The 24,509-nt window shown below is 63.3% G+C and carries 25 protein-coding genes and 1 pseudogene; 15 read left to right on the forward strand and 11 right to left on the reverse strand.

The features are described from left to right. Positions 1 to 21: 21 nt before the first annotated feature. The gene (locus tag ABJ363_05950; protein MEP4378524.1) at positions 22 to 930 is read left to right on the forward strand and encodes a LysR family transcriptional regulator; all 909 of its coding nucleotides are present in this window, start codon (positions 22 to 24) and stop codon (positions 928 to 930) included. Positions 931 to 1,018: 88 nt separating this feature from the next. On the opposite strand, the gene ABJ363_05955 is transcribed toward ABJ363_05950, so the two are convergent. The 4 genes and pseudogenes from ABJ363_05955 to ABJ363_05970 form a co-directional block, all read right to left on the reverse strand. Beyond that, entirely contained in the window at positions 1,019 to 1,924 is a 906-nt protein-coding gene (locus ABJ363_05955) for a DUF1036 domain-containing protein (GenBank protein ID MEP4378525.1), read from the reverse strand. A gap of 42 nt (positions 1,925 to 1,966) precedes the next feature. After that, positions 1,967 to 2,359, reverse strand: coding sequence for a cupin domain-containing protein (locus ABJ363_05960; GenBank protein ID MEP4378526.1), 393 nt, complete (start codon positions 2,357 to 2,359; stop codon positions 1,967 to 1,969). A 137-nt stretch (positions 2,360 to 2,496) separates the two neighbouring features. Continuing rightward, positions 2,497 to 2,820, reverse strand: a pseudogene (locus ABJ363_05965) (redoxin domain-containing protein). Between the two features lie 12 nt (positions 2,821 to 2,832). Further along, positions 2,833 to 2,967 (reverse strand): hypothetical protein, encoded by a 135-nt coding sequence (locus ABJ363_05970; protein ID MEP4378527.1) that lies wholly within the window; start codon positions 2,965 to 2,967, stop codon positions 2,833 to 2,835. Between the two features lie 182 nt (positions 2,968 to 3,149). On the opposite strand from ABJ363_05970, the gene ABJ363_05975 reads away from it, so the two are divergent. Then, entirely contained in the window at positions 3,150 to 3,497 is a 348-nt protein-coding gene (locus tag ABJ363_05975) for a hypothetical protein (GenBank protein MEP4378528.1), read from the forward strand. 57 nt (positions 3,498 to 3,554) lie between these two features. Here ABJ363_05975 and ABJ363_05980 read toward each other — a convergent pair whose 3' ends face one another. Then, positions 3,555 to 4,346: a cupin domain-containing protein gene (locus ABJ363_05980; GenBank protein ID MEP4378529.1), complete on the reverse strand. Its 792-nt coding sequence runs from the start codon at positions 4,344 to 4,346 to the stop codon at positions 3,555 to 3,557. 14 nt (positions 4,347 to 4,360) lie between these two features. Next, positions 4,361 to 5,242, reverse strand: a complete 882-nt coding sequence (locus ABJ363_05985) for an MBL fold metallo-hydrolase (protein MEP4378530.1) — start codon at positions 5,240 to 5,242, stop codon at positions 4,361 to 4,363. 102 nt (positions 5,243 to 5,344) lie between these two features. Between ABJ363_05985 and ABJ363_05990 the strand changes: the two genes are divergently transcribed. Further along, positions 5,345 to 6,148: a phytanoyl-CoA dioxygenase family protein gene (locus ABJ363_05990; GenBank protein ID MEP4378531.1), complete on the forward strand. Its 804-nt coding sequence runs from the start codon at positions 5,345 to 5,347 to the stop codon at positions 6,146 to 6,148. A 266-nt stretch (positions 6,149 to 6,414) separates the two neighbouring features. Further along, on the forward strand, positions 6,415 to 7,026 hold the full coding sequence (locus ABJ363_05995; GenBank protein MEP4378532.1) for a BON domain-containing protein: 612 nt from the start codon (positions 6,415 to 6,417) through the stop codon (positions 7,024 to 7,026). 33 nt (positions 7,027 to 7,059) lie between these two features. Here the strand turns inward: ABJ363_05995 and selB are convergent, their stop codons facing one another. Both selB and selA read right to left on the reverse strand, forming a co-directional pair. Beyond that, complete coding sequence (gene selB, locus ABJ363_06000) at positions 7,060 to 8,970, reverse strand: selenocysteine-specific translation elongation factor (GenBank protein ID MEP4378533.1); 1,911 nt, start codon at positions 8,968 to 8,970, stop codon at positions 7,060 to 7,062. After that, on the reverse strand, positions 8,967 to 10,373 hold the full coding sequence (gene selA, locus ABJ363_06005) for an L-seryl-tRNA(Sec) selenium transferase (GenBank protein MEP4378534.1): 1,407 nt from the start codon (positions 10,371 to 10,373) through the stop codon (positions 8,967 to 8,969). Before selA ends, selB begins: the two co-directional genes overlap by 4 nt. A gap of 192 nt (positions 10,374 to 10,565) precedes the next feature. On the opposite strand from selA, the gene ABJ363_06010 reads away from it, so the two are divergent. The 4 genes from ABJ363_06010 to ABJ363_06025 are packed head-to-tail and all read left to right on the forward strand — an operon-like array spanning position 10,566 to position 14,407. Next, entirely contained in the window at positions 10,566 to 11,468 is a 903-nt protein-coding gene (locus ABJ363_06010) for a DMT family transporter (protein MEP4378535.1), read from the forward strand. A gap of 32 nt (positions 11,469 to 11,500) precedes the next feature. Beyond that, entirely contained in the window at positions 11,501 to 12,520 is a 1,020-nt protein-coding gene (locus ABJ363_06015) for an LLM class flavin-dependent oxidoreductase (protein ID MEP4378536.1), read from the forward strand. Positions 12,521 to 12,578: 58 nt separating this feature from the next. Further along, positions 12,579 to 13,373, forward strand: coding sequence for a 3-hydroxybutyrate dehydrogenase (locus ABJ363_06020; GenBank protein MEP4378537.1), 795 nt, complete (start codon positions 12,579 to 12,581; stop codon positions 13,371 to 13,373). Next, a complete protein-coding gene (locus ABJ363_06025) occupies positions 13,370 to 14,407 on the forward strand; it encodes a patatin-like phospholipase family protein (GenBank protein MEP4378538.1) in 1,038 nt (345 codons plus the stop codon). Before ABJ363_06020 ends, ABJ363_06025 begins: the two co-directional genes overlap by 4 nt. Before the next feature lie 3 nt (positions 14,408 to 14,410). On the opposite strand, the gene ABJ363_06030 is transcribed toward ABJ363_06025, so the two are convergent. Further along, positions 14,411 to 14,980, reverse strand: a complete 570-nt coding sequence (locus ABJ363_06030; protein MEP4378539.1) for a cupin domain-containing protein — start codon at positions 14,978 to 14,980, stop codon at positions 14,411 to 14,413. Positions 14,981 to 15,169: 189 nt separating this feature from the next. Between ABJ363_06030 and ABJ363_06035 the strand changes: the two genes are divergently transcribed. The 5 genes from ABJ363_06035 to ABJ363_06055 all read left to right on the forward strand — a co-directional run bounded on the left by ABJ363_06035 (position 15,170) and on the right by ABJ363_06055 (position 17,968). Next, the gene (locus ABJ363_06035; GenBank protein ID MEP4378540.1) at positions 15,170 to 16,297 is read left to right on the forward strand and encodes a hypothetical protein; all 1,128 of its coding nucleotides are present in this window, start codon (positions 15,170 to 15,172) and stop codon (positions 16,295 to 16,297) included. Positions 16,298 to 16,438: 141 nt separating this feature from the next. Continuing rightward, a complete protein-coding gene (locus ABJ363_06040) occupies positions 16,439 to 16,768 on the forward strand; it encodes a thioredoxin domain-containing protein (GenBank protein ID MEP4378541.1) in 330 nt (109 codons plus the stop codon). Between the two features lie 43 nt (positions 16,769 to 16,811). Further along, positions 16,812 to 17,057 (forward strand): hypothetical protein, encoded by a 246-nt coding sequence (locus ABJ363_06045; protein ID MEP4378542.1) that lies wholly within the window; start codon positions 16,812 to 16,814, stop codon positions 17,055 to 17,057. A gap of 114 nt (positions 17,058 to 17,171) precedes the next feature. Then, a complete protein-coding gene (locus ABJ363_06050; GenBank protein ID MEP4378543.1) occupies positions 17,172 to 17,432 on the forward strand; it encodes a hypothetical protein in 261 nt (86 codons plus the stop codon). Beyond that, positions 17,432 to 17,968 carry a hypothetical protein gene (locus ABJ363_06055; protein ID MEP4378544.1) on the forward strand — a complete coding sequence of 179 codons (537 nt, stop codon included), beginning with the start codon at positions 17,432 to 17,434 and terminating at the stop codon, positions 17,966 to 17,968. The genes ABJ363_06050 and ABJ363_06055 overlap by 1 nt, the downstream gene beginning before the upstream one ends. Before the next feature lie 173 nt (positions 17,969 to 18,141). Here ABJ363_06055 and ABJ363_06060 read toward each other — a convergent pair whose 3' ends face one another. Then, complete coding sequence (locus ABJ363_06060) at positions 18,142 to 20,466, reverse strand: xanthine dehydrogenase family protein molybdopterin-binding subunit (protein MEP4378545.1); 2,325 nt, start codon at positions 20,464 to 20,466, stop codon at positions 18,142 to 18,144. A 223-nt stretch (positions 20,467 to 20,689) separates the two neighbouring features. On the opposite strand from ABJ363_06060, the gene ABJ363_06065 reads away from it, so the two are divergent. Together ABJ363_06065 and ABJ363_06070 are read left to right on the forward strand one after the other, a co-directional pair. After that, positions 20,690 to 21,787, forward strand: coding sequence for an amidohydrolase family protein (locus ABJ363_06065; GenBank protein ID MEP4378546.1), 1,098 nt, complete (start codon positions 20,690 to 20,692; stop codon positions 21,785 to 21,787). 132 nt (positions 21,788 to 21,919) lie between these two features. Next, entirely contained in the window at positions 21,920 to 23,014 is a 1,095-nt protein-coding gene (locus tag ABJ363_06070; GenBank protein ID MEP4378547.1) for an amidohydrolase family protein, read from the forward strand. 121 nt (positions 23,015 to 23,135) lie between these two features. Here ABJ363_06070 and ABJ363_06075 read toward each other — a convergent pair whose 3' ends face one another. Beyond that, positions 23,136 to 24,509, reverse strand: coding sequence for a TRAP transporter large permease (locus ABJ363_06075; GenBank protein MEP4378548.1), 1,374 nt, complete (start codon positions 24,507 to 24,509; stop codon positions 23,136 to 23,138).

Consider the following 24,509-nt stretch of genomic DNA (forward strand, 5'->3'; position numbering starts at 1 on the left):
CGATGAAAAGCGAGCAGGACCATGCGTGCATTTGTGAACTTGACCTATATCGACGTGATTGCCCGCGCTGGCTCGATCCGGCAGGCCGCCGAGGTTTTATCGATAACGCCATCGGCGCTGAACCGGCGATTGCTGGCTGTTGAGGACGAGCTTGAGGTTCAAATATTCGAGCGCCTGCCCCGCGGGGTCAGGCTCAACGCGGCCGGCGAAATCCTGATCCATCACATACGCTCGCAAATTTCCGACTTCGAGCGGGTGAAATCGCAGATTGCCGACCTGTCGGGCGTACGTCGCGGCCATGTGACGATTGCCTGCAGCCAGGCGCTCCTGACGGCTTTCCTGCCGGCGCAGATCGCGCTCTACCGGGGCGAACATCCGGCGGTTACGTTCCGCGTCTTTCCGCGCGACAGAATGCAGGCGGAGGGGGCCCTCTCCGATTTTACGGCCGAACTTGCACTCGTGTTCGAACCCGTCCGCATGGTCGATTTTCAAACCCTCATTATCGTGCGTCAGGTGGTCCACGCCGTCATGGACCGCAACCACCCCCTGGCCGGACAGCCGGTTCTGCGGCTTCGCGATTGCCTGCTTCATCCGCTCGCGTTGCCGACGGCGACCTATGGCGTACGAACGCTGCTGGACCGGGCCGCGGCCCGGATCAACCAGGATGCCGTGCCGACACTGGAATCCGATAGTTTTGATTTTCTTTGCTATGCGACAAGGGGGTCGGACCTCATCGCGTTTCAGATCGATATCGGTTTGCCCCCGGATGATGAAAGCGGGGCGCTGGTCAGCCGACCCATCGACCCGCGTGATATTGCCGACGGAATGCTGCACTTGGGACAATTGCGCAGTCGGGTGTTGTCGGTGGCGACCGAACGGTTCGCGAGCCAGCTTTCTGTTTCTCTTGCTGACAGATACAAAGTCGTCTGACTTCTTGTGCAGGGGTACGGTGCGTCGTCAGAAGACCCGTGAATGCGCGTCTTAAATACGCCTGGTCCTGGCCAGCAGCTTCGCGTGATCAGGGGTCCAGAACAAGGACGTAGCCGAATTCCATGCGATCGCCTTGGGCCATGTCGATCTGGCTGAACCCGTTGCGCTCATAGTCGGCACTGCACTGGGTGTCGACGATTTCGAAAGCGTCCTCCAGCGTGCAGAAGAAGTAGTCGCCGCTATACTCACCGTCGTCGGCCTCGGCATAGACGTAATAGTAGCGGTTCTCGAACGGGCCTTCCCAGACATCGATGCACTCGTCATGCTCGATGTTCAGCCAGCCCTCGGACCGGAACAGGGTCTCGCCGGCGCTGTTTGTGCCGCCGGAGGCGGTGGCATATGCGATCGAGACGCCGTCGCCGCTGTCGTTGCAAACCTCGATGGTCGACGTCGAACTTGCAATGGCCGCGCCGTCGGTCCGGGCCGCCGCGCCGCCGGAATTGCTGTTCCAGCCGATATGATCCTCGAACTCGGCGAGGGATACGCCCCACTGGCGCACGATTTGGCGGAGATTGGCCGAGGTCAGGCCGCCGGCGGCGAGGATCGTGAAGTCCAGATTGGGGTCGTCCTCGTCGTCCAGATAGGCCTGGCCGTGAAGATTGTTGCTGTTCCAGTCGCGCATGTCCTCGACCGTGACCGAATTGCTTACATAGGCGGTGGTAAACATGATGGTGTCACACACATCGCCGTCGCAATCGAAGAACAGGACTTCGAACAATGTGTCGCCGGCCGCGCTTTCGATATCCGGATCGCCGAAGGCATCTTCGCCGAGATCGACCGGGTATCCCTCCCGCGCGAGTGCGGCCACCACATCGTCGGCGTCGACGCCGTCGGCCACGGCCGTGCCGCTGTAGCCCAGTGAGAAAACCGTGCAAAGCGCGGCACCGGCCAGAAGGCGGCTCAACCCAGAATATGCACCGTTGCGGATATTCATGGTTCGTCCCTCCGTTATGTCGGCGGCAACCCGCCGTCGATCCTAGTCCGGATAGTAGGCGCGATCGTCGTCGCTGCGCGCAAAGTCAGCGTTGGTCGGCCAGTCCTTGATGCGGGTCGAGAAGTCGCCGCCGTAACGCACGCGAAACAGCAGCGAGCGCTGGGGGCCGTTCTCATATTCGTGGAGCTCGCCCGGCGGGTGGACGATGAACGCGCCGGGGGTGACCGGGATAGTCTGGTTACCGGCGCGCATGGTGCCGCCGCCCTCGAAACAGAAATAGATTTCGGTCGCGTTGGGGTGGCAATGGTTCGGGCTCACCTGCCCGGGCTCCCAGCAGGCGACCGTGACATCGCCATCCTCGACCGTATCGAGGATTTTCTCGACATGGCGCTGCGGGTTCCATTCCTGCTCGATATTCAGGTCGTATGCGATCATCTTTGCGTCTCCTCCGGGCAAATCCAGACGCGAGTTTAACGCTGCTTTTGGTTTTGGGTAAATATTGTGCAATGAAAAGCGCCGCACCGGAGGCCCGGTGCGGCGCGATCATCATCACGTGAACAGGTCGTGAGCGGTTATTTTCGGGAATCGTAGAAATTTACCATCTTGACCACGTCGCCCGCATCGATCCGGCCCAGCGGGCCGTCGCTATAGGAGCATGCGACGACGTTGCCGTCGGCACCGACGATGAATTCCGAGGGCTGGATGATCTGACGGCGGTCTTCCCAATAGGCACCAAGCGTGTCGGCGATGTCACGCGACACGCCGAATCCGACCGGGAAATTCACCTCGTCCGCGACTTCCTGGGCCTTGTCGATGGGATCGACGCTGGCCGCGACAACCGACACACCCAGTTTGTCAAATTCGTCCTTAAGTTCTGCAAAGCCGACCAACTGACGGCGACAATAGGGTCACCAGTGGCCGCGATAGAACAGGATGACCCGATAACGCGTATCGAGGCCATCGGGCAGGCTGAGCGTTCCGCCGCCGACGAGGTCGATCGTCAACTTTGGGAAGGCCGAACCGATGCCGAGTTTCTCTGACATTCCGTTTCCTTCACTAGAAAATGCGCCGAATCCGGCGCGGATCACATGAATATCGTGCACAAAAGCGGGCTGCGCCGCAATCGACACATCGCGCTTGGCCTTGTCACCCCTGCCTGATGCATTGTAAGTCTTATGCAAGCGTTTTCGTAAAACCGCGACCGAATACGGGCAGGGGAGCCATCATGGAAGTTGTTGCCAATTTTTTCGCCAATACCGGAAATCTGATCCTGTTCGTTTTGCCGCTTGTGGTCATGACGATTGCGACCCTGGCGTTGAAGCCGGTCCTCCCGACCGAGAGCGTTGCCAACAAGACGGGCCGGCTCGCCGCATATAGCGATTTGCATCGCGAGGCCTACATCGCTGCGATCATCGCCGCCGTCGTTACCGTCGTGGCGTTCGAACTGCGTGGCGGCGAGGAGCCCTTCGTTCTGATCTGGCTGCCGCTCCTGTCGACTATCATGATCCTGCCGTTCGGCTATGGGCTTGCGCTCGCCATCGCCAGCGTGCTGGGCATGACTCGCCGGGCATAGACCGGGCTCAGACCCGCAGCCCCGGGGCGACGCGCCCCGGTATCCCCCGACGAAAGACTAGGCGGCGGCTGAGAGACTGCCCGCGCCTGTCAGCACGACATAGAGTTCAAGCGCCGTGTCGCCTGTGTTGTGAATGGCGTGGCGCTCTCCGCGCGGTACGAAGACGAAGCTGTCCTCCGTGATGTCGGACGCGCCGTCGGCATCGGACGCCGTGCCGGTACCCGCCGCCACATAGTAGATGGCTTCGGCGTTGGCCAGCGCGTGGTCTTCCAACGCATTGCCGGGGGCCAAGGATACATGCAGCAACGAGTTTTCGCTGCCATTATGGGTGCCGATCGGCGCCTTCACCTCGGCGGCGGACCATGCATCGGGTAGCGATCCTTCTGACGTGGTGTCTTGCAGTCGCACCAGGATGCCTTCGTTCAGGCGGCCGCGTTCGCGGGTGAGGTCATCCGGAGTCACCGTCGCGCAGAACTGGTAACCGGTGCCCGCCACGCTCGGTGCATTCATGTAGAAGCCGATGACCTTGGCGTCCTCGTCGGTCGTCTCGTTGTAGAAGAAATGCTCCGAGCCCTTCGGCATCAGGCGGCAATGTCCGGCCGAGACCACCGCGCGGCTCTCGCCCTGGCCGACGACGCCGTAGCCCGACAGATAGACGGCGATCTCGTCGCTGACCTCGTGGAGATGCTTGGCGTGGGTGGATCCGGGTCGAAAAATCGAATGGAACACCGTCGTGGCGCTGCCTGTCTCGCCGGTGATGGGCAGGCGAAATTCGGAGATCGCCCATCCGTCGCGCTCTTCCATGCGTTCGGGGGCCACGTCCATGGTTTGAATGATCGAAATGCTCATGTTTTTCTTTCCGTTCAGCTGGGGTCGTCGAGGAATGTGAATTTTTGCGCGTCGCCATAGCGGGTGATGCGGCCGGCGGTGGTGCCGGCGAAATGTACCGGCACCACGAGGGTGCCGGCATCCGTATGGGTATCGACGAATGCGGTGCGGCTGGCGGCTGACATCTCCATGTCCCAGCAGAAGCAGGTGCTCCATTCGGGATGTGGGACCTGGACGGGATGGTGCATCAGATCGCCGATGAAGGCGCCGCGCTCGCCGTTGGATTCGACGTTCACGATGACATGTCCCGGCGAATGGCCCGGGGTGGGTTCGAGCCAGATGCCATCCTCGATCTGATGGTCATGATCTACCAGCACGGCCTGGCCGGCCTCCATCACCGGCAATACGCTGTCGATGAAGGTCAGGCCGACCCGTTCCGAGCCCTGGGCGCTTTCTGCTTCCCAGTGGGCGTATTCATCGCGCGCGAAGACGTACTTCGCGTTCGGAAAGGTCGGTACCCAGCGACCGTCGCGCAGCTGGGTGTTCCAGCCAACATGGTCGGGATGCAGATGGGTGCACATGACGATGTCGATGTCCGCCGGGGTCAGCCCAAGGGCCTTGAGGTTGTCCATCCAGGGCCATTTTTTCATGTGGAAATCCGGATTCGCCCGTTCCTTGTCCTCGCCGACGCAGGTGTCGATCAGGATGTTGTGGCGGGGTGTCTGCAGGATGAAGCTCTGGAAGGTCAGTTTCAGCTTGCCGCTGATGATGTCGAAATAGGTTGGTGCCATCCAGTCCAGATGCGCGGCCACCGCCTCGGGCGCCGCCGTGGGGAACATATCGGCGGGCGTGATGTAGGCGCCGGTATTCTCGTGCACGGATTTGACGGAATATTCGCCGATTGTAAGAGGTTGCATCGCGCGGGTCCGGATCGGTTGATGAGCAAACAGAGTGTCTGATGTTAGGGTTGGCGGCGCAAGCTTGCGGCGGTGCCAGGTGTTGACCGGAGGACGGACGATTTGAGCGGGCCAACTGAAATACCCCGGGTCAAGGCGCCGGGCGGGGGGGGCATCCCCGACATGCTGCATGAGGAAATTGTGCGTCGATTCGCCGAAGCGGGCGTGATGATCTTCGAGGATGTGTTGCCTGCGGCACTGGTGACCGAGCTGCATGCCGCCTACAGCACGGCCTATGTGAATTATCACCATGATCGCGAATTCGCCGACGCCCTCGCGGTCGGTGACAAGCGCACGATGATCACGATCGCCGTCGACGGGCCCTTCAATGACCCGATGCTCTATGCCAATCCCACCGTGTTTCCGGTGATCGGGAAACTGCTCGGCGACGATGTGATCCTCGGCAGTTTCGTCTCGGTCACGTCGCTGCCGGGGTCGCAGGACCAGAAGCCGCATCTCGATATGCCGCTGTTGTTCGAGGCCGAGCGGGTCAGCCCCGAGCTGCCGAGTTACAGCCTCACCCTGGTGATTCCGCTGGTGGACATGAACGGGACAAACGGTACGACGGCGTTTTTCCCGGGCAGCCACAAGGTCATCGCGGATGCGCCGCCGGCGGCGCGCGCCGTCGCCCCGGATGTACCAGTCGGCGCCGCCCTGTTGTTCGATGCGCGCGTCTGGCACGGGGGCACGCCCAACCGGTCCGCCGCGCCGCGCCCGGTGCTCTACAACACCTATCAGCGGTCATGGTTCAGGGACACGGTGAATTTCCTGTCCCAGTCGCCCCTGGTGATGGATGCCGCGGAATGGGCGAAAATCCCCGAACGGCACCGGTCGCTGTTCGATTGGGTGCGGCCGCCGCAGGTCTGAACGAGGCGCGGCGCGAATTTCCGCCATCTGAGCCAGAAATCACCCCATCACGGCCACATTCGCGCGCTACATAGACAATCGGCGGCGGCGACAGGACTTGTTTGGGCTGCGCGCCGCGTGCCGGGGCGTTGACGCGTTGTCGGGGCACGCGCTACGGCAGGGGTTTGCGGGGGTCGATTGTTCGTACCCGCGCTTGGGCCAGAACGCTGAATTCGAGGAGAGAAAAAATGATGGGCAGATCGGGGAAACGACCCAAAGGAATGCTCATGCGGTTTCAAAAAGCCACGGCCGCGGCACTTCTGGCCGCGCCCTTCGTCGCCCTGTCATGGGAGCCCGCGGGCGCCCAGCTGGGAGACATTCTGAAAGCGCCGAAAACGCTGATCGATCGCGCGATTGAGGCGCGCAGCACGGCGGACATCACCAAGGACAACCGGATCGTCATCGACGTCAACGCGATCATGGCCGACCTGGGTACGATCAAGGCTTCGACGGAAATCTACGAGCAGAAGCTCCTGATCACCGGGATTTTCTCCGACCAGAAGACCCATGATGATTTTCTCGCGCAGGTTAAGCAGGTCGACGGCGTGAAGGACCTTTTCTGGCATGCCCAGGTGCTGACCGACGCGGATCGGGAGCGCCGGAAAGACGAACTCCTGGGCTGGGATGATGTCCTGGTGCTCGAGACCAAGGTGGGCGTGGAGATGGTCGCGACGCGCGGTGTGGCGGATGTGAATTTCCGTACGGCCGCCGACTCGTTCGGCACGATCTATCTGATGGGGCGCGCGCGCTCGCAGGAAGAACTTACCAAGGCGATCGCGACGGTCCGAAACACGGACAATGTTCGTCAGGTGGTCAGCTACGCCTTTGTCCGGCCCTGATTTCGTATGGGCCGGGTCTCGGTTCGACCCGGCCTAGGCGCCGAAGACTTCGGCCACGGGGCGTACCTGGTGGCGCGCATTCCCGTCGCGCCGCGACAGTCCGACACGATCGAAATATTCCAACACCTCGACAGCGAGATTCCGGCCGATGCCGGCCTGCTGGCGGAACGGGGAGACGCCCACGGTCCCGTCCGCCGCGATCATCGCCTCGAATGTCTGCGCGTGGACACGCAGCGCAGCCGGGGTGAAAAACCTGTTCTCCGCGATTTGCACGGCGAGGCCCATGCGCACGGCCTGGCGCAGGGTCTTGCCGACCCCGTTGACCGGAAGGCCGGAGGCCTGGGCGAGATCATGCACGACCGGCGGGCTATCGGGGGTCTCGTTCAGTAGGGGCAGAATGATGTCCCAGCGCTTGGCATCGTCGCCGGTCAGGCCCGGCTGATGGTCCGGGCGATGCAGCAGCATGCCGTCGCTCGACAGGGTCTTGTCCGCCACGAGCCGCGCGGTGATGGCGTCGAACAGGGGTTCGGGGATGTAGCGGCCCAGGCTCTTGCGCAGCTGGGCTGCCGCGGGCCCGAGCCGGTCGGGGTAGCGCGTGTGGAACTGGTCGAGCGCCGCCAGCAACTCGTCCTGGCGGGCCGCCCAGATGTCCGGCGAAAGGGCCAGGGCTGAAGCGTCGTCGCCCGTGACGACCGCGGCGGTGGATTCCAGTGCCGCCGCCATTTCGGCGTTGGTCAGGTTGCGGGCCGCAGAAAAATCCGCGACCGATATGCCCGTGGGTGAACGCACAAGCGCGGCGGCGAGCGCCGCGATCGGATCCGCCGTGTCGAGTGCGGTGAGCAGATCCAGGCGTTCGGGCTTGGCGCGGCCCCGGCGCGGCGGATGCAGGTCCACCACATGGCCGCCGCCCAGGGTGATCTGCGCCGACTGGTCACGGATGACGAAACGGTCGTAGACGCAGGCCCCGACGGGCGCATCGAGCACCAGCTGGGCCAGCACCGAACTCCCCGGCGCGGCGCTGTCGGCCCCGAGAACGGCCACGCGGCCGGTGACGTTGCGGGCACCCAGATGGACATGCACCGGCGTCCAGTGACGCAGCGGACGTTTTGCGTCGGCGACCACATGCAGGCGCACATCGAGCTTGCGGTGCAGGCCGAGTGCGGGATCGGCGACGAGCCAGTCGCCGCGCACGATATCGTCCTTGTCCAGCCCCGCGAGATTGAGGGCGAGCCGGTCGCCGGCCTGTCCCGTCTCGCTGTCGGCGTTGTTGGCGTGAATGCCCCGGACCCGGACCTGGGTGTCGTGTCCGGCGATCCACAGCCGGTCTTCTTTCGTCACGGTGCCGGCGAACGCGGTGCCTGTGACGACGAGCCCGGCCCCGGCGACGGTGAAGACGCGATCCACGGCCAGGCGGAAATGGCCGTTGCCCGCGCGGGCCTCGGTCTCCGCGGCCATGTCGGCCACGCGTTCTTGCAAGTCGGCGATTCCATCACCGGTGATCGCCGAGACGGGAAAGACCGGCGCGCCGGCGAGCGAGGTCTCGCCGATAAGCAGTTCGATCTCGGCCTGCACCTCCTCGGCGCGTGCCGGGTCGACGCGGTCGATCTTGGTCAGCGCGACCATCCCGCGGGAAATGCCGAGGATATTGAGGATCGCCAGATGTTCCAGTGTCTGGGGCATCGGCCCGTCATCGGCGGCTACGACCAGCAGCGCACAGTCGATGCCGGTGACCCCGGCGAGCATGTTGTGGACCAGGCGCTCATGGCCGGGCACGTCGATGAAGCCGAGGCGGGCGCCATTATCGAGGTCGGCATAGGCGAAGCCGAGATCCAGCGTCATGCCGCGCTTTTTCTCTTCCGGCAGCCGGTCGGCATCGACGCCTGTCAGCGCCTTCACCAGCAATGTCTTGCCGTGATCGATATGGCCCGCGGTCGCGACAATCATGGCGTTGGCAGTTCCTTGAGTTGGGCGCGGAATTCATCCGCGTTGTCGAGACAGCGCAGGTCGAGCCAGAGCGCATCGTCATGGACCCTGCCGATGACGGGAACCGCGAGCGCGCGCAGGCTCGCCGCGAGCCGCTTGAGCCGTGCGCCCTGGCCGCGCGGGGCGACTGGCCGGATCACCAGGGCGGCGCTGGCCAGGTTTTCGACCGGCAGGGCGCCGGAGCCGATCTGGCCGGCGCAGTCCGCCACCGACACCGTCCAGGCATCGCCCACGGTGTCGCGCATCGCCTCGATAAGCCCGTCAGCCTGCGCGCGGATGTCGGTCGGGGTTCGCGACAGCAGGCGCAGGGTCGGCAGGCTTTCGGCCAGCCGGTCGGGGTCGCGATAGAGACCGAGCGTTGCAGCGAGGGCCGCGAGTGTGGCCTTGTCGCAACGCAGCGCGCGTTTGAGCGGGTTTTTCTTGAGTTTCGCGATCAGGTCGCCCCGGCCGACGATCAACCCCGCCTGGGGGCCGCCCAGCAGCTTGTCCCCGGAGAAGGTGATGATGTCGGCTCCCGCCGCCAGCGTCTCGCGCGGGGTCGGCTCGTGGGGCAGGCCCCAGCGCTCCAGATCGACCAGTGCGCCGGCGCCCAGATCGACGGCGAAGGGAATGTCGCGGGCATGGGCGATCGCCGCCAGCTGGTCTTCCGCCACATCGGCGGTGAAGCCCTGCACGACGTAGTTCGACGTGTGGACTTTCATCACACAGGCGGTCCGCTCGCCGATGGCGGCCTCGAAATCCTTCGCGTGGGTGCGGTTCGTGGTCCCGACCTCGACCAGCTTCGCCCCGGCGCGCGCCATGATGTCGGGAATCCGGAACGCGCCGCCGATCTCCACCAGCTCGCCGCGCGAGACGGGTACTTCCTTGCGCAGAGCCAGCGCGTTGAGCAGCAGCAGCACCGCGCCCGCGTTGTTGTTCACCACGGTCGCGGCCTCGGCGCCGGTCAGCTCACACAACAACGCCTCGACATGGACGTCGCGATCGCCGCGTTTGCCGCTATCGAGATCATATTCGAGATTGCTCGCGCCGCGCGCAGCTTCGGCCATTGCCGTGATTGCCGCCTCGGCCAGAGGGGCCCGCCCGAGGTTGGTGTGCAGCACCGTGCCGGTCAGGTTAAAGACCCGGCGCAGCCCCGGCGTCGCGTCACGTTCGAGCCGCGCCGCGGCGGTCCGGGCGAATGTCTCTTCGGACAGATCGACCCCGTCGCCGGCCGCCAGCGCCGCGCGCGCCGTGTCGAGCGCCGTGCGCAATGCCGCGACGGTCGCGCTGCGGCCATGGGATTCGGCGAGTGCAATCACCGCCGGCGCCTGCAAAAGGCGGTCGAGCGACGGGATGTCGGAGAAGTCGGGTCTCTGTTCGGCCATGGGGGGTGATTGTTTCGTTCGCGGCGGCGTTGATCAAGGCCGATATACGCCAGCCACGGACCAACAGCTGTGATTTTCTGCCATGCCCATTGTTTCGGCGGCACCCTCACGCTACGAATTCCAGCTGTTCGGGGACATCCTGTCCGACCGAAATTGTTCATCGCAGCGCCCGACCGGCAACAGGCAATACATATGAATGACTGGGGAGGAATAGGCGCGGGCCTCGGTACCGTCGTCTGTGTCGTGGCCATGCTGATAGCGGGCCGGCTCGGCGCGACCACGGACGCGCTGACGATCTACGACCTGGCGGGTCTGCGCATGGGCGTCGCGGTGATCCTGGCGATCCCGTTGCTGGTGCGCTACTTCCCCTGGCGGGTGCGGCTGCGCGACCACATGATCGTCGCATTCTTCGGCGGTGCACCGTTTATCCTGATGCTGTTCGGCGGCATGACCTACGCGCCGGTGGGGCATGCATCGGTGGTCATGTATGGCGCGCTGCCCATCTTTGCGGCCCTCGTCGCCTGGGCCTGGATTGGCGACCGGCCGGGCCGCTGGCAGTGGGCCGGGATCGGTGCGATCGTCGCCGGCGTGGTCGCGGTCGGATGGGAGGCGTTCGCCGGTGGCGGCGTGGCCGGCCAGTGGCGTGGCCATCTGTTGTTTCTCGGCGCGGCGATGTCGGTGGCGATCTGGTACGGCGGCATGCGCGCCGGGCGGCTGCAAGTGATGCAGTCGCTCGCGGCCCTGCTGATCGGAAACGCGCTTGTCTATGTGCCGATCTGGCTCCTGTTCCTGCCATCGACCCTGTTCTCCGCGCCGTTCGGCGACATCGTGATGCAGTCGGTGGTGCATGGCGTGTTCGGGGCGTTCCTGTGCATCTTCGGCCATGCCTATGCGGTCAAGACCATCGGCCCGACCCGCCAGGCGGCGGTCGGTTCCCTGGTCCCGCCGCTGGCACTGGTCGCGGCGATTCCGTTCCTTGGCGAAATTCCGACTCCCGTGAACATCGCCGGCGCCGTAGTGGTCACGATCGGCATTCTGGCGACGGTGTTTCTGAAACCGCGGCCCGACCCGAGCATCGCGCGCGGGCGAACATGAGGCGCCGGGCCTGACATGCTGGAGATACTCCCATGGTGAAACTCTCCGTTCTCGACCAGTCGCCTGTGCGCCAGGACGGCGATGCCCGCCAGGCGCTCGAGGAAAGCATCGCGCTGGCGCAGGCGACGGAGCGGCTGGGCTACACCCGCTACTGGCTGGCTGAACATCATGGCACGGAGGGTTTTGCGGGATCGTCACCGGAGATCATGGTCACCCGGGTCGCCGCCGCCACCAGTCAGATACGCGTCGGCTCGGGCGGGGTGATGCTGAGCCATTATTCGCCGCTCAAGGTGGCCGAAAATTTCAAGCTGCTGGAGAATCTGTATCCCGGCCGTATCGACCTGGGTATCGGGCGCGCGCCGGGCAGTGACGGGCTGACCGCCGCCGCACTCGCCTATGGCAGCGAAGTCGGGATCGAATATTTTCCGACCAAGATCGCCGACATGGTCGCGTTCCTGGCCGATGCGCCGCCGGCCACGGAACCCTTCAAGGATGTGCGGGCCACGCCGAAGGTCGCGGATGTCCCCGAGGTCTGGCTGCTCGGCTCCAGCGATCAGAGCGCCGCCTATGCGGCGCATTTCGGACTGGCCTATTCGTTTGCGCATTTCATCGCGCCCCAGGTTACCGCACCGGTGCTCAAATATTATCGCGACAATTTCAAGCCATCGGGCAGCCTGGCGGCACCGCGGGCGAACGCCGCGGTGTTCGTGATCTGCGCCGAAACCCAGGAAGAGGCGGATTATCTGGCGACCAGCCGTGATCTGTGGCGCCTGCGGCTGAACCAGGGCCAGCACCTGCCCTATGCCCATCCGGATGAGGCGCTGGCCTATGATTATTCGGCGCAGGAGCGCCGGGTCGTGGAGGCGAACAAGGCCAACCGGATTGCCGGGACGCCCGAAAGCCTGCGCGATCAACTTTCGGCGTTCGCGGAAGAAAACGGGCTGGATGAGCTTGTAATTCTGACCATCACATACGATTTCGAGAACAGGCGGCGGTCCTATGAACTGCTGGCCGAAGCATTCGGGCTCAGCCGACGGGGCGAAGCGGTATAGGAATCACATCCCGGGCAGTCGATGCGACGATCGCGACACAGGGACGGGAGAGTTATTCATGAACGAACTGAATTTGACGGGGCGGGGCGCCGTCGTGACCGGCTCGACGAGCGGCATCGGGCTCGACATTGTACGCACACTCGCCGCCGCGGGCGCGAACGTGATGCTGAACGGGTTCGGGGACCGTGATGAAATCGAGGCGATCCGCCACGCTCTCGAGGCGGACCACGGCATCACGGCGGGATATTCGGGTGCGGATTTGTCGGACGGCGCCGCCGCGTCCGGGCTGATCGTGGCCGCCGAAGAGGCCATCGGCACGGTCGATATTCTGGTGAACAATGCCGGGATTCAGCATGTCGCACCGGTCGATGAATTCCCCCCGGCCAAATGGGAGGCGATCATCGCGATCAATCTCTCGTCGGCCTTCTACACGACGGCGGCGGCGCTTCCCGGCATGAAGGCGCGGAATTTCGGCCGGATCGTGAACATAGCGTCGGCCCACGGACTGGTCGCATCGCCCTACAAGGCAGCCTATGTGGCCGCCAAACATGGCGTGGTCGGGCTGACCAAGACCGTGGCGCTAGAGGTCGCGCAGACCGAAATCACCTGTAACGCCATCTGCCCGGGCTTCGTCCAGACGCCGCTGGTCGACGGCCAGATCGACGATCAGGCCAAGGCGAACGGGCTGCCGCGCGAAGATGTGATCCGGGACATCATTCTCGAATCCCAGCCGAGCAAGCGTTTCGTCGAATCCGCCCATATCAGCGAGCTCGCCCTTTTCCTGTGCGGGCCGGCGGGCGGGTCGATGACCGGCGCGGCGCTGTCGATCGACGGGGGCTGGACGGCACGATGAACGATAGCGACCGTGCGGCTGGCCCTGCGAAACGCATCAATCTGGCGTTGCAGGGGGGTGGTGCGCATGGGGCCTACACCTGGGGTGTCCTCGACCGGCTGCTCGAGGAACCGCGCATCGAGATCGATGCGATCAGCGGTACCAGCGCCGGCGCCATGAACGCCGCGGTCCTCGCGGCGGGAATGTCTGCTGACGGTTCGGCCGGTGCGCGCGACCTGCTCGATAAATTCTGGCAGGACGTGGCCGACCTCGACAGGTTCAGCCCTGTCCAGCGCACCTTGTGGGACTGGTTTGGCGGCGCCTACAAGCTGGACAACTCGCCAGGCCTGGCTTTCGTCGAGACCGTGACGCGGACCTTCTCGCCCTATCAGGTCAACCTCCTGAACTTCAATCCGCTGCACGGCATTATCGAAAACCTTGTCGATTTTGACCTGATCCGCCACGCCAGCCGGGTGAAACTTTTTATCCCGGCGACCAATGTCCAGACCGGCCGGGCGCGGGTTTTCGAGAATCGGGAGCTCAGCGTCGACGTCCTGCTGGCGTCCGCCTGCCTGCCGCAATTGTTCCAGGCCGTCGAGATCGACGGCGAGTATTACTGGGACGGTGGCTATATGGGAAACCCGTCGATCTTCCCGCTGATCTACGGGTCCGAGACGCGCGACATTGTCCTCGTCCAGATCAATCCCCTGGAGCGGTCGGGCGTGCCGAAAACGGCCCGTGAAATCCAGGACCGGGTGAACGAGATCAGCTTCAACAGCAGCCTCATCCATGAAATGCGGGCCATTCATTTCGTCAGCCGGTTGCTCCATTCGGGGGCGCTCGACGGCGACCTGTACAAGCTCATGCTGGTCCACATGATCGAGTCGGAGGAGGCGTTGGAGGCGTTCGGCGCGTCATCGAAGCTCAACGCGGATTGGGATTTTCTCTGTGCGCTGAAGGATATCGGCCGCAGTGCCGCGGACCGCTGGCTCGATGCGAATTTCGACAAGATCGGGGTCGAGTCCTCGCTCGACGTGCGCAATACTTTTCTCTAGCTGTCAGTCGGCGCCGACGTTGAACTTCATCGAGGTGTGGGCCTCGATCGCATCGCGCACGTCGTCGCCATATTTTCTGGCCACCTGGTCGCCCACGGTTTTGGCGTAGCCGATGTCGTTCTGGTTGCCGCCGAGGATGATCACGAGTAGCAGCGCGGTATCGTCGCCCACATTGCGAAACGCGCGTGTGACACCCAGCGGCACATCGACCATGTCGAACGTTTCGAGCACGTCGCTATGCTCGCCCGTGTCGCCCCAGCTGATCTCGAAGCGTCCCCGGAGACAGAAGAAGATCTCGTGGGTCTCCATGTGGGCGTGCAGCATGGGGCCGTCGCCCGGCGGACATTCGGCGATGGACAGGGACAGGCCGTCGGGACCCTTCGCCGAGGTGAACTGATGGGACCCCGCCGCGCTTGCGGGGGCAAGCAGGGTGTAGAGGGTCTTCGCCGTCAGCATCTCATAGGCTTCGGTGGGAATGCCCAGGGATGCGTAGTTTCCCTGCTTGGGCTGCAATTCGTTGAACCGCACGATGTGCTCGGCCATGCCGTCGGGGCCAATGTCGATGGTTTTCATGATGTTTTCCTCCCGGACACTATCTCATCACGGAAATCCGGGCTTTTTCAACATGTCAGGCGGACCAGGACCGGCTGTTGCCGTATGCGCTTGCTTAACCTTTTGTCCGCACAATAGCCGATGCACAGCGCAGACATGCGCCCGGAGATCGGGCGTATGGGCCGGATCCAGGAAGGAACGAGGCGCCAGATGAACACCAAACCCCTTTTCGCGGGCGCGATCATGTCCGCGCTATTCCTGTCCCCGGTGGCGACGGCGGAACCGTTGCGCCTGTCCGTGACGAGCGGATTGGCGGCCATACACGCCGCGCCCGAAATCGTCCGGGCGCATTTTCAAACGGAAGTCAGCCGCCGGGTGACCGAAGCGGGGGCAGGTGAAATCGTCTGGGAAGAGATGCATGGCGGAACCCTGGCCCGCATGGGCGGCGTTCTGGAGGCCCTGGAAGACGAACTCGCGCTGATCGGCATCGTGGCGGTCAATCATGAAACACGCCGCCTGCCGCTGCAGAATCTGACATTCCAGATGCCGTTTACCACCGAAGATTGCGTGATCGTGGGGGCCGCCTATCAGGCGGTGCACAGCGACCTCGACGGCATGACCGATGCGTTGTCGGCGGCGCGTCAGACCTTCCTGTCGGGCATTGCCAGCGACGGATACAATTTCATCTCGGTGCAGGCGATCCGCAACGCCGCCGAGGTGCGTGGCCTGAAGGTCGCCATGGTCGACCGGATCGAGGACTGGATCGCGGGCGTGCAGGGGATTCCCCTGCGCCTGCCCGACGACACGATGGGCGCCCGCATGGAAGCGGGTGTGCTCGGGGCCGCCGTCCTGCCGACCACCGAGATCGGACGGCTGGGCCTGAAACGCGATGCCGATCACTACACGCGGACCGGATTTGGCGCCCAGGTGCCTTTTGTCCTGACCGTGAATACCCAAGCGCTGGCGGCGCTGCCCGAGGCGGTGCGCACCGCCATCGACGAGACGCGGGCGGCGTTTACCCAACAGGCGGCGCAGGCCTATTGTCAGGCTGGCGACAAGGCGCTCGCCGACCTCAAGGCGCAGGGTGTGCGCACGACCAAATTGCTCAAGACGCGCCGGTTTCAATGGGCCGACAGCCTGCCGCCGCTGGCCCGGCGATGGGCCGCCAGGAATGATGCGGAAGGCCGACCCGGGCGTGGGGCGGTCGATATGTTCGTCGCCGAGTTGCGCGCGGCCGGGGTGACGCTGACCCGCGACTGGTCACGCGCGGCACCGCCCAGCACACTGGATGCGGCGGTCACCGCGGCTCGGGAGTTGTCGCAAGGCCCCGCCAAATAGCCGGTTTTCCGCCGGTATTCGCCAAAGCATATCGGCCATAACCGGCCCGGTGCATATCAGTTGTGACCGCGGCGCGTTTGTCGTCGGGCCCGAAATTCGCTATATATTTGATCAACAATTCGCCAAAATAGGAGTGCGATCATGGCACTGGAAGACCTTTCGATTTTTGACGATTCCAATTTTGACAACGAGGTTCTCGGCCGCGATGGCCTGACCGTCGTTGATTTCTGGTCGAAGACCTGCGTGCCCTGCAAGCAGCTCAAGAAGATTCTGGGTCAGGTCCATGAGGAACTGCCCGAGAATGTCGTGATCGGCACCGTCGATGGTGACGAGAATCTCGACCTTCTGGCGCGCTACGGTGTGCGTGGTTTCCCGACCCTGATGTTCTTCAAGGACGGCGAGGTCGTCGAGACCCGGACCGGCGTTGACCGCCGGCAGGTGATCAAGAAAGCCATCGAAGAACACGCCTGATTTTTGCTAACGTGCATTTGCACCACATGATTGAGAGAGCGATATGCCGAATATCACCCTGCTTGATGTCGAAGAGCTGAAGAAAACCAAGCTCAAACCGTATATCGAGAAATGCCTTGAGTTGCGTGCGCCGGACCCCGGCTTCCACGCCGTCATGGGCCACAACATCGACCTTGCCGAGAAGGCCTACCTTTTCTGGACCAAGGTTTTCAACGAGGGCAACCTCGACCACAAACTCAAAGAGGTTATTCGGGTGATGCTGTCGCGCATGGCCCATTGCAGTTATTGAGGCAATGTTCGATCTGCTTCGGCGAAGCGGGATGGACTTGACGAAACACTCCTCGATGACGGCATCAACAACCATGCGGATAGCACCGTCTTCACCGATAAGGAGAAGGCGATCATGCGCTATGTCGAAATCGTGGCCACGGATTCGGATTCCTTCGGCGATGCGGAATGGGAGGACCTCCGGGCCCACCTGTCCGAAGACGAAATCGCCGAACTGGGGCTGTTCCTGGTCGGTAATCTGGGCTTCCACACCTTCTTCGGATCGCTTAAATTCTATCCGATGTTCTCGCCAGACGGCGAACTGGTGACTCAGGAAGAATCTGCGGCAATCTACGGCGCGACGCCGGGATCCCTGCAGAGCGAGGCGGCGGAATAATGTCGCGTCTTGCCCCCCTGGAACTCGATCAGATCGAGGATCCCGAACTTCGTGACCTGACGGCGCAATGCGTCGAACTGGGTGTGCCCGATGAGCTGTTTCCGCGCATCGTCGCGCGCTCACCCGGGCAGGCGAAGACGCTGCTGAGTGTGATGCTTGAATTGCATATACGCGGCAATGTCGATCACCAGCTCAAGGAAATCATCCGGATTCAGCTGGCGCGCTTCGTGGAAGATCCGTATTTTTCGGCCCTGCGCTCCAAGCAGGCGATGGATGCGGGACTGACCGAGGAACGCATCGATGCCGGTTGCGATGACTATGAGGATTCGGAGTTGTTCACCGAGACCGAGCGGATGGCGTTGCGCTATACCGAACAGTTGGCCATCGACCCGGAGAAGGTGGACGCGGCCTTCTACGAGCAGATGCACGCGCATTTTACCGAAGCGCAGATCATCGAGCTCGGCACGTTCTTCGCGATCTATCATGCTGCTCATCTGTTTATGAAAACCCTGAACGCGCGGCCGCTCGCCGCCTAGGTTCATGTACCGGTATCAGAATTGAAAAGGGCGGGTCTCGGACCCGCCCTTCTTCGTCTCAAAGAACGCCCTCATGCTGAGGAGGCGCGACGCGCCGTCTCGAAGCATCACAGCGGGACCTCCATCCTTCGTGACGGGTCTTCGACCCTCCTCGGGATGAGGTATTCATAAAACTAGTTCCCGTTCAGCGCCGCCCAGACCCGCGGCGGGGTCGCCGGCATGTCCAGTTCGGTGATGCCGCGTGCCGCCATCGCGTCGACGATGGCGTTCATACCCGCCGCCAGCGCGCCGGTGGTGCCGGCCTCGCCAGCGCCCTTCGCGCCCACCGGGTTGGTGGTGCAGGGGACCGAGTGGAAACCGAGCTTCATGTCCGGCATGTCGGTCGCGCGTGGCATCATGTAATCCATGAAGGAACCGGCAAGGAGCTGGCCGCCATCGTCGTAGATGGCATGCTCGCCGAGCACCTGGCCGAGCCCCTGGGCGACGCCGCCATGGACCTGGCCGTGGACGATCATCGGGTTGATCACGGTGCCGCAGTCATCGACCGCGATATAGTTCAGTACCTCAATGACGCCCGTCTCGGGATCGATCTCGACCTCGCAGATGTGGCAACCGTTGGGATAAGTCTGTTCGGGCGAGGCGAAGTCCTCCTCGGAATCGAGGCTGTCGGGCGCGCCCTCCGGCAAGTCGCCCGATCCGGCCTTCGCGGCGAGTTCGAAGATGTCGATCGCCCGGTCCGTGCCGGTGACGCGGAACTCGCCATCGGCGTATTCGATGTCGGCCTCTGCGGCTTCCAGCACGTGGCCCGCGAGCACCATACCCTTGGCGATCACGGCATCGGCGGTGACCGAGATCGCACCGCTGGCCAGCGCCATGGAGCGCGAGGCGACGGACGCGAAGCCTGTGCCCGGGGTCTCGAAGCTGTCGCCCTCGACGATGCGGACCTTCTCATAAGGCACCTGCAGCAGGTCGGACACGACCTGTGCGAAGGAGGTGACGTGGCCCTGGCCGTTCGACTGAACCGCGAGCCGGGCCTCGACGACGCCGTCCTCGGCGAACACGAGCTTGGCGCCTTCCTCCAGCATCCCGCCGGCGGTCTCGACGAAGCAGGACATGCCGATGCCCCGCAGCTTGCCGTTGGCCTCGGATGCGGCACGCCGCGCCGGGAAGTCGTCCCATTCCGCCAACGCCAGCGCCTTGTCCATTTCGGCCTCGAACTCACCGGAATCGTAAACCTGATTGAGCGATGTGGTGTAGGGCATCTGGGCCGGTTTGACGAAGTTGCGCCGGCGCAGCTCGATCCGGTCGATGCCGAGCTCGCGCGCTGCGTGATCCATCATCCGTTCGAGGATGTACGCCGCTTCCGGCCGGCCGGCACCGCGATAGGGGCCGATGGGGACGTTGTTGGTCATGTAGCAGCGCACTCCGAATTCGAGCGCTGGATTGTCGTAGCAGCCGGTCAGGCAGTTGCAGACGTTGCGGGTTGCCGCCGCCGGGCCGTGGGACGATAGATACCCGCCCATCGCCGCGATCATGTCGACCCGGAAGCCCTGGATCCTGCCGTCGGCATCGAACGCCATGGTGCCGTTCATCACGCCGTCGCGGGCCTGGTTGTCGGCCAGAAACGCCTCGGACCGGCTGCCCTGCCATTTGACCGGCCGGCCGGTGGCCTTCGCCGCAAAAAGGATTGCGACATATTCGGGATAGGCTTGCGTCTTCATGCCGAAGCCACCGCCAACATCGTTTGTCCGCACATGCATCTGTTCGTGGGGCACCTGGAAGATCGCGTCTGCGAGCATGTTGCGCATGGCGTTCACGCCCTGGGAGCCTGTGATCAGTTCATAGCGGCTGTCGGCGGCGTCGAAACGCGCGATCGCGCTGCGCGGCTCCATCGCCGCGGCCATCAGGCGGTTGGTGGACAGGGACAGCTTCACCACATGGGCGGCGTTGTCGATGGCCGCCTGTGCCTTGCCCGCATCACCGATCTGGAAATCGAGGCACATGTTGCCGGGGATATCGTCCCAGATTTCCATGGCGCCCTCGGCGGCGGCATCCCGGATATCGACGACCGCGGGCAGCATGTCCACATCCAGGTCGATCAGGTCGACGGCGTCCTGGGCCAGCGCGGTGCTCTCGGCGACCACAACGGCGATGATCTCGCCGACATGACGGACCCGCCCCACGGCGACGGCCGGACGCTGGGTCTTGAGCATGGGCGAGCCGTCCCGGTTCATGAATGGCGTGACGTTGGGGATCGGGCCGATGCCCGAGGCCTTCAGGTCCTCGCCCACATACACGCCGATGACGCCGGGTGCGGCGGCAGCGGCCGAGACGTCGATGCTCTTGATATCCGCGTGGCCGACCGGGGATCTCAGGAAGGCGGTATAGGCCTGGCCGTCGAGGCTGCTGTCGTCGGCATAGTTGCCGCCGCCTGTAACGAGCCGCGCATCCTCGCGCCGCGTGACATGCTGGGATATCCCGAATTGACCGGATGCCATGGCTTCTGCTCCCCCTAGAGGCTCGAGTTTTGCTGGTGTGAGACCTCTTTTCCTATTCTCAAATAGATAGCATCAGGGGCAGTGGAGATGAAGTGCCGCGACCCGTTTCCTGCGGCTTCCCGTGTGATTTTCCTTCTGTATAATTGCGCGCGCCGCCGACCGGGAGTTTCCCGGAACGGCGCCGAATACAAAAACAAGCCCGCGACGCCGGGAAGGAAACAACATGCTTTTCAAATGCGGTCACCCACACGGTCACGACCATTCCCCTGCGAACCACGCCCCCGCGAGCGATGCGGGTGCGCATACCGTCAAGATCGAAAAACTCGGCGTGCGCACGGTCGATATCCATTGCCATCTGCATGTACCGGAGGCCGACGACCTGGTCGCGGACGTGTTCAAGCTCGAGAACGAGCCGCTGTTGTGGTTCGCCAACGACGAGACCCGCAAGTTCCAGATGGCCCACGGCCAGGACATCATGCCGAAGATCACGGACTCCTCGCTGCGCCTCGCGGAGATGGATGCGACCGGCGTGGATGTGCAGGCGATCTCGACCGCGCCGAACCATTATTGCTATTGGGCGGCGCCGGAACTTGGCCGCGACGTGGCGCAGCTGGTGAACAACAAGCTGGCCGACGTGGTCGGCGAGCATCCCGACCGTTTCGTCGGCCTGTGCACCGTGCCCTTGCAGAACCCGGAGATGGCGGTCGCCGAGCTCGAGCGCGCAGTCAAGGACCTCGGCATGCGCGGCGTAGAGATCAACGCCGACGTGGCCGGAGACGAATTGTCCAAGTCCGGTCTCGATCCGTTCTTTGCCAAGTGCGAGGAGCTGGACGTGGTCATCTTCATCCACCCCTCAGGCTTCGCCAAGGGTGACCGGCTGGCCGATCATTACTTCTCCAACATTATCGGCAACCCGCTGGCGACCACGGTCGCGGTCCACTACCTGATCTTCGACGGGGTGATGGACCGGCATCCGGGCCTCAAGGTCGTGCTCGCCCATGGCGGCGGCTTCCTCGGTTCCTATCCGGGGCGCATCGATCACGCCCATCCGCTGCGCGCCGACATGCAGCGCGAGCTGGGTGCGGACAAGGTGCCGGGTGACAGTCTCAACCGCTTCTATTTCGACACGGTGGTCTTCACCAACGATCAGCTGGAGTTTCTCGCCAACCATTACGGCGCGGAACATGTGATCATGGGCACGGACTATCCCTATGACATGGCCGAGACCGACCCGGTGGGGCATATCATGGGGTCGAACCTGACCGACGCCCAGAAACGCGCCATCCTCGGCGAGAACGCGGCGAAGCTGCTGAAGCTGTAGAAGCTCTTCGAATCGTCATGCCCGCCTTCGCGGGAACGACGAATGTGCGGTTTGGATCGTGCATTTGCCCGCGCTTTCGCTTGCGCTACAACGAGACCTACCGAACGACGAACACTTTCCTGGGGGACTCCAATGCTCTTTACCTGTTCCAACCCGAACCACAAGCACACCCATGCGCCGGCGGCCGATCACGGCCAGACCGTCAGCAACGGCAAGAAGCATTTCACCGTGGATATTCACTGCCATGTGCATGTGCCCGAAGCCGACGAGATGCTGAAGGGCGCCGAGGCGGCGGATCAGAAGAATCTCTATGTGGACACCAACGAAGTCACGGCCGAGATCAACCGCAAGCAGCATCAGGACATCCTCGACAAGCTGACCGAGCCGGAAGTGCGCATCGCCGACATGGATGCCTCGGGCATCGACGTGCAGGCGATCTCGCCCGCGCCGTTCCACTATAATTATTCCTATGAGGCGGGCTTCGCGCGGGACACAGCCCATGTGGTCAATGACCGGATCGCCGAGATCTGCGGCCAGCATCCCGATCGGTTCGTGGGCATGTGTACCGTGCCGCTGCAGGATGCCGACATCGCGGTCGCAGAGCTCGACCGATGCGTCAACGATCTGGGCATGCGCGGTGTCGAGATCTCGACCAATGTGAATGGCAACGACCTGACCCGTGCGGGTCTGGAGAAGTTCTTCGCCCGGGTCGAGGAGTTGGGGGTCGTGATCTTCATGCATCCCATCGGCACCTCCTTCAAGGAGCGCATGACTGACCATTATTTCCGCAACACCATTGGCCACCCGCTCGAATCCGCGCTCGCGGTCGGGCATCTGGTGTTCGACGGCTATCTGGAGACCTATCCGGGCCTGAAAATCTGCATCGCCCATGGCGGCGGTTACGTGCCGGCCTATTCGGGCCGCTTCGATCACCCGTATCACCTGCGCGACGATTGCCGTGCGGTGATCTCCAAGCCGCCGTCCGAGTATGTGAAGAAGCTCTATTTCGACACGGTGGTCTTCACCGAGCACCAGCTGCGTTACCTGATCGAGACATGGGGCGCGGACCATATCGTCATGGGCACCGACTATCCCTATGACATGGCGGAAACCGATCCGGTCGGCCATGTGGATTCGGTGAAGGACCTGTCCGATGCCGACAAGGCGCTTGTGATGGGCTCGAACGCTGCGGCGCTGCTCGGGATCGAGGTTCCGGCGGTATCCTGATCAGGGTATGGACCATCGGTGAGGTTCGGTCGGGTGGGTTTGAAACCCACCCCTACGGATTTGCTCTGTCCGTGTAGGGGCGGGTTTCAAACCCGCCCGTCACTTTTCCGGTCGTCGGGCGCTATTTCGTGATGATTTCCGGTCCCATCAGGCTGGTCGGCAGGAAGGTCGACAGGATCGGCACATAGGTCACCAGGATCAGGAAGATAAACATGATACCGACCCAGGGCAGGGCGGCGCGAACGACGTTCATGACCGACATCTGGGCCACGCCTGCGGTGACGAACAGGTTCAGCCCCACCGGCGGGGTGATCATGCCGATCTCCATGTTCACCACCATGATGATGCCCAGATGGATCGGGTCGATCCCGAGTTCGACCGCGATGGGGAAAACCAGCGGGGCGACGATAACGATCAAACCTGACGGCTCCATGAACTGACCGCCGATCAGCAGGATCAGGTTCACCATCACCAGGAACATGATCGGCCCGAAGCCGGCCGACAGAAGCGCCTCGGTGATGAGCTGGGGAATGCGTTCCTCGGTCAGGACGTGCTTCAGGATCAGCGCGTTGGCGATGATGAACATCAGCATGATGGTCAGCTTGCCGGCCTCGAGCAGGGTGCGCTTGGTGTCGGGATGGACCCAAGCTGTCAGCAGGGCGCTGGGCTTTTTGAGCAGTGAAATGGGGGTGTCACCGTCGCCCTTCAGCGGGCCCATGTCGCGGTAGATAAAATTGGCGATCAGGAAGGCGTAGACCGCGGCAACGGCGGCCGCTTCGGTCGGTGTAAAGATGCCTCCATAGATGCCGCCCAGGATGATCACAATCAAGAACAGGCCGAAACCGGCGTTCCATCCGGCGCTCAGAAATTCCCGCCAACTTGCTTTGGGTTGAGAAGGGAGGCCGCGGAACTTCGCGACGATGTAAATCGCGATCATGAGCATCAGCCCGGCCACGATTCCCGGGATGACCCCGGCGAGGAACATGCGGCCGACGGAAACATCGACCGAGGCCGCGTAGACCACCATCACGATCGACGGCGGGATCAGGATTCCGAGCGTGCCTGCGTTCGAGATCACCCCGGCCGCGAATTCCTTGGTGTAGCCGACCTCGCGCATGCCGGCGATGACGATCGAGCCGATGGCGACAACGGTGGCCGGCGAGGAACCGGAAAGCGCGGCGAACAACATGCAGGCGAACACGCCCGCGATGGCCAGGCCGCCGGGGAAATGTCCGACGCTGGCGATCGCGAAACGGATAATTCGCCGCGCGACGCCGCCGGTCGACATGAAGGCAGATGCCAGAATGAAGAACGGGATCGCCAGCAATGTGAAGTGACCGGCGAATGCGTTGAACAGGGTTTGCGCGATCGATGCCAGGGATGCGTCGGAATAGACCAGCAGAAACAGGATCGACGACAGGCCGAGACCGACCGCGATCGGTACACCGATCAGCAGCAGCACGATCACCATTGCGAAGAGGAGGACGGGTTCCAT

It is taken from the genome of Alphaproteobacteria bacterium, from assembly GCA_039980135.1.
GTDB lineage: Bacteria > Pseudomonadota > Alphaproteobacteria > UBA6615 > UBA6615 > UBA8079.

Coding starts and splice junctions, on each gene's coding strand:
- ABJ363_05985 (MEP4378530.1), bottom strand. CDS start 5,242: ATGCAACCTCTTACAATCGGCGAATATTCCGTCAAATCCGTGCACGAG.
- ABJ363_05980 (MEP4378529.1), bottom strand. CDS start 4,346: ATGAGCATTTCGATCATTCAAACCATGGACGTGGCCCCCGAACGCATG.
- ABJ363_06060 (MEP4378545.1), bottom strand. CDS start 20,466: ATGGCATCCGGTCAATTCGGGATATCCCAGCATGTCACGCGGCGCGAG.
- ABJ363_06045 (MEP4378542.1), top strand. CDS start 16,812: ATGCCGAATATCACCCTGCTTGATGTCGAAGAGCTGAAGAAAACCAAG.
- selB (MEP4378533.1), bottom strand. CDS start 8,970: ATGATTGTCGCGACCGCGGGCCATATCGATCACGGCAAGACATTGCTG.
- ABJ363_06010 (MEP4378535.1), top strand. CDS start 10,566: ATGAATGACTGGGGAGGAATAGGCGCGGGCCTCGGTACCGTCGTCTGT.
- ABJ363_05995 (MEP4378532.1), top strand. CDS start 6,415: ATGCGGTTTCAAAAAGCCACGGCCGCGGCACTTCTGGCCGCGCCCTTC.
- ABJ363_06055 (MEP4378544.1), top strand. CDS start 17,432: ATGTCGCGTCTTGCCCCCCTGGAACTCGATCAGATCGAGGATCCCGAA.
- ABJ363_05970 (MEP4378527.1), bottom strand. CDS start 2,967: ATGTCAGAGAAACTCGGCATCGGTTCGGCCTTCCCAAAGTTGACGATC.
- ABJ363_05950 (MEP4378524.1), top strand. CDS start 22: ATGCGTGCATTTGTGAACTTGACCTATATCGACGTGATTGCCCGCGCT.
- ABJ363_06015 (MEP4378536.1), top strand. CDS start 11,501: ATGGTGAAACTCTCCGTTCTCGACCAGTCGCCTGTGCGCCAGGACGGC.
- ABJ363_06070 (MEP4378547.1), top strand. CDS start 21,920: ATGCTCTTTACCTGTTCCAACCCGAACCACAAGCACACCCATGCGCCG.
- ABJ363_06020 (MEP4378537.1), top strand. CDS start 12,579: ATGAACGAACTGAATTTGACGGGGCGGGGCGCCGTCGTGACCGGCTCG.
- ABJ363_06065 (MEP4378546.1), top strand. CDS start 20,690: ATGCTTTTCAAATGCGGTCACCCACACGGTCACGACCATTCCCCTGCG.
- ABJ363_06050 (MEP4378543.1), top strand. CDS start 17,172: ATGCGCTATGTCGAAATCGTGGCCACGGATTCGGATTCCTTCGGCGAT.
- ABJ363_05955 (MEP4378525.1), bottom strand. CDS start 1,924: ATGAATATCCGCAACGGTGCATATTCTGGGTTGAGCCGCCTTCTGGCC.
- selA (MEP4378534.1), bottom strand. CDS start 10,373: ATGGCCGAACAGAGACCCGACTTCTCCGACATCCCGTCGCTCGACCGC.
- ABJ363_06035 (MEP4378540.1), top strand. CDS start 15,170: ATGAACACCAAACCCCTTTTCGCGGGCGCGATCATGTCCGCGCTATTC.
- ABJ363_05975 (MEP4378528.1), top strand. CDS start 3,150: ATGGAAGTTGTTGCCAATTTTTTCGCCAATACCGGAAATCTGATCCTG.
- ABJ363_06075 (MEP4378548.1), bottom strand. CDS start 24,509: ATGGAACCCGTCCTCCTCTTCGCAATGGTGATCGTGCTGCTGCTGATC.
- ABJ363_06025 (MEP4378538.1), top strand. CDS start 13,370: ATGAACGATAGCGACCGTGCGGCTGGCCCTGCGAAACGCATCAATCTG.
- ABJ363_05960 (MEP4378526.1), bottom strand. CDS start 2,359: ATGATCGCATACGACCTGAATATCGAGCAGGAATGGAACCCGCAGCGC.
- ABJ363_06030 (MEP4378539.1), bottom strand. CDS start 14,980: ATGAAAACCATCGACATTGGCCCCGACGGCATGGCCGAGCACATCGTG.
- ABJ363_06040 (MEP4378541.1), top strand. CDS start 16,439: ATGGCACTGGAAGACCTTTCGATTTTTGACGATTCCAATTTTGACAAC.